General features: G+C 39.8%; 2 protein-coding genes and 1 pseudogene. All 3 read left to right on the forward strand.

The features are described 5' to 3' along the window. Positions 1–229: 229 nt before the first annotated feature. Positions 230–368: pseudogene (locus MHM99_RS20975) on the forward strand (IS5/IS1182 family transposase); the annotation flags it as partial. 1,006 nt (positions 369–1,374) lie between these two features. After that, positions 1,375–1,866 (forward strand): DUF411 domain-containing protein, encoded by a 492-nt coding sequence (locus tag MHM99_RS20980; protein WP_014978038.1) that lies wholly within the window; start codon positions 1,375–1,377, stop codon positions 1,864–1,866. 91 nt (positions 1,867–1,957) lie between these two features. Further along, positions 1,958–2,311 (forward strand): copper resistance CopC family protein, encoded by a 354-nt coding sequence (locus MHM99_RS20985; RefSeq protein ID WP_012516900.1) that lies wholly within the window; start codon positions 1,958–1,960, stop codon positions 2,309–2,311. Positions 2,312–2,683: the final 372 nt, after the last annotated feature.

A 2,683-nucleotide genomic window follows, 5' to 3' on the forward strand; every position in this document is an offset into this window, starting at 1 on the left:
GTTTGAATTCTTTCGAGTAGCTTTTTCGGGTTTTCATATACACTCCAGTTGAGATAATTATCTCTTAACTGGGTGTGTGAATCTATTGGAGCACGTCAATCAATGTTCCGAGATCGATGAAATAATTAGAACCAGCATAAAAGTGTTATTCAATTGATACTAGGGAAGATGCAAATAAGTTCCTAACGTGAGATCATGACTGCATGTTAAGTTACATTCTCTACTGCTCGTGAGCCAACAGTTAATTATTGCCAGTAGTCAGCTAAAGCAAGCGCTGATAGCCCTATAAAGAGGTTTTCCTATCACGGATAGACAACTTATTACCGTGCTCACAATTGATAGAAGTGATTGAACTTTTGTATCCTAAAGCTGATATTAATCGCCTTATTCATATGCAGAAAAATAAGTGAAGCAGAGAGTATCTATAACCGCGGGGCGAGAGTCACTTATCGACCAGCGCTTGAGTGGCGCTTAAGTTGAAATCGCTGAAGTTAGTTTGTGCCTCAACGATTTAAACAGAATATCTGATTTCTCTTTCAAGTTACCGATGAATTTATATTTATCGGGTGTGTTTATTTATATAGCTCCTCAAGCCTCCTCAATTTTTTGTATTTCTGGTTAGCCCCCGTTATAACGTTAATGGAACTGGACAAAAGGGAAGTATTGTGGCGGCTACTTAAAGCGTTCAAGTTCTACCGCAGTATCTGAATTATGGAGTTGGAGACGCGCCCAAAAATTTGCATGGTTGTAGGCTATCTCTCTCATCATGACTATTTCTTAAATTCTGCCGATGAACGGGCTATTCTAATCACAAATCAGCCTCAACTGTTTACCAATTCGCGAAAATCCATTATTCTCCATATTGGTTATGTTTAATGCTTAAGAAATGTTTAAATCCATATCAAAAGTAATATTAGTGTTTACAGTGCTATCTGCCCTCGTCGGGCAAGCGATGGCTGTAGATACTATGAGTTTTGAAATGGCTATTGACAACAAACATTACAATAGTAATTCTGAATCGAATTGCTCTACGAACATGAGCCATGGTATGAGAGTAGATTCTAGCAGTTCGGAGAACGCTAGTATTAAAGATTGTTGCAACACTTCGGAATGCACATGCCCACCAGGTGGTTGTACTCATGCTCCCGTCCTTATAGCTTCCATGATGACTGTTCAACACCCAGTGGTGCCGGACGCTTCATTTGGCTTGTTCTTCCAACAGCCAGTTTCAGTAACATCCTCACTTTTTCGCCCACCGATATTTGCCTAACACGGGGTCAGTGCGTCCAAATTTAACGCACAATTTGTTTCAGTTCCTGTTTATTATCTAGGTGCTAGCGTACCTATATGTGCCAGCTTTGTCTGGAGGCAAAAATGTTAAAAAAAATCATCTATCAAGCTGCGGTATTACTGCTAATTCTACCTAGCATTGCCATGGCAAATATCCACCATGGCGCAAACGACGTCTTCGAATTATTAGTTTATAAATCACCATCGTGTGGATGTTGCAAAAAGTGGATAACCCATCTAGAAAACCAAGGGTTTCAACTACGTACAAAGGACTTTCATAACTTGAGCGACATCAAGAACGAATACGGAATTTCGCCAAATCTTCGCTCTTGCCATACCGCTGTTACAGAAAACGGCTTTGTATTTGAAGGCCATGTCCCTTCTAAGTTTATAAAACGATTCTTGTTAGAAGAACATCCAAAGGCTATCGGGTTATCTGTTCCAGCTATGCCAGTAGGTTCACCCGGAATGGAAGTAGCAGAGCAGTTTATGCCTTATACCGTTTTCATTATATATCAAGATGGGAGCTACGAACCTTACGCGAAAGTAGAAAGCTACGACAGTCAATTCGATTGAAGTCAAAGTTAAACAAATAAATGCGCACTTTTGACAATCAAAGCAATTTTAATTTTTAAAAACCGAATATTAACCAAAGATAGAGGTAATCATGAAAGCACTTGTTAAATCATTTGCAATATTTAGTGTACTGCTAAGCAGCGTGGCATTAGCACATGAGGCTATAGAAATTAAATCTAGCACACCAAGCAAAAATGCAATGTTGATGGAGGCCCCAATGGAACTATCAGTCAGCTTTACCAAGGGAGTTAGATTAATAAAAGTAGTTTTAAAAGACAGTGAAGGTGCAAAAGTTGATTTTGGCTTTGAACCTCCGAAAGAGGTTGCAACGGATTATTCTTGGACCTTACCTAAATTACGTCCAGGTTCATACAATGTTGAGTTCATCATGCTTGGCTCCGATGGGCACAAGATGAAAGATAGTTTTGGATTTATGGTGCACTAAAAAGGGGATTCAGCTGTGGAAATGTATATCTGGAACACTGTAATTGTAGTGACAAAGCTAATGTTTTATTTAGGTTTCGCGGCCACAGCTGGATATACATTTTTCTGGCGAGATATTAACGACAGTAGGACAAGTTATACAACGCCATCTTATAGCGCTGTATGGGTAAAGGTTTGTGTCTTTGTTGCGTTTATTTCTAATGCAGTGTGGTTTATCGCGAACACTGGAGCGATGGTAGAAGAGGGAATTCAAGGCGCACTTGACCCCTTTATGCGAGCCTGTAACAGATTCTGTGTAACTGCCATTAGTTAATGTGCTTTTCGAGTCGTTCCTCGAACTCGATAATAAAACGACTCATCGCCTGACGCCAGT

This window comes from Alteromonas sp. MmMcT2-2, from assembly GCF_022348305.1.
Classification (GTDB): Bacteria; Pseudomonadota; Gammaproteobacteria; order Enterobacterales; family Alteromonadaceae; genus Alteromonas; species Alteromonas macleodii.

Bases quoted from the DNA above. Each gene is read 5' to 3' on its own strand.
- MHM99_RS20980 (WP_014978038.1), top strand. From the start codon at position 1,375: ATGTTAAAAAAAATCATCTATCAAGCTGCGGTATTACTGCTAATTCTA.
- MHM99_RS20985 (WP_012516900.1), top strand. From the start codon at position 1,958: ATGAAAGCACTTGTTAAATCATTTGCAATATTTAGTGTACTGCTAAGC.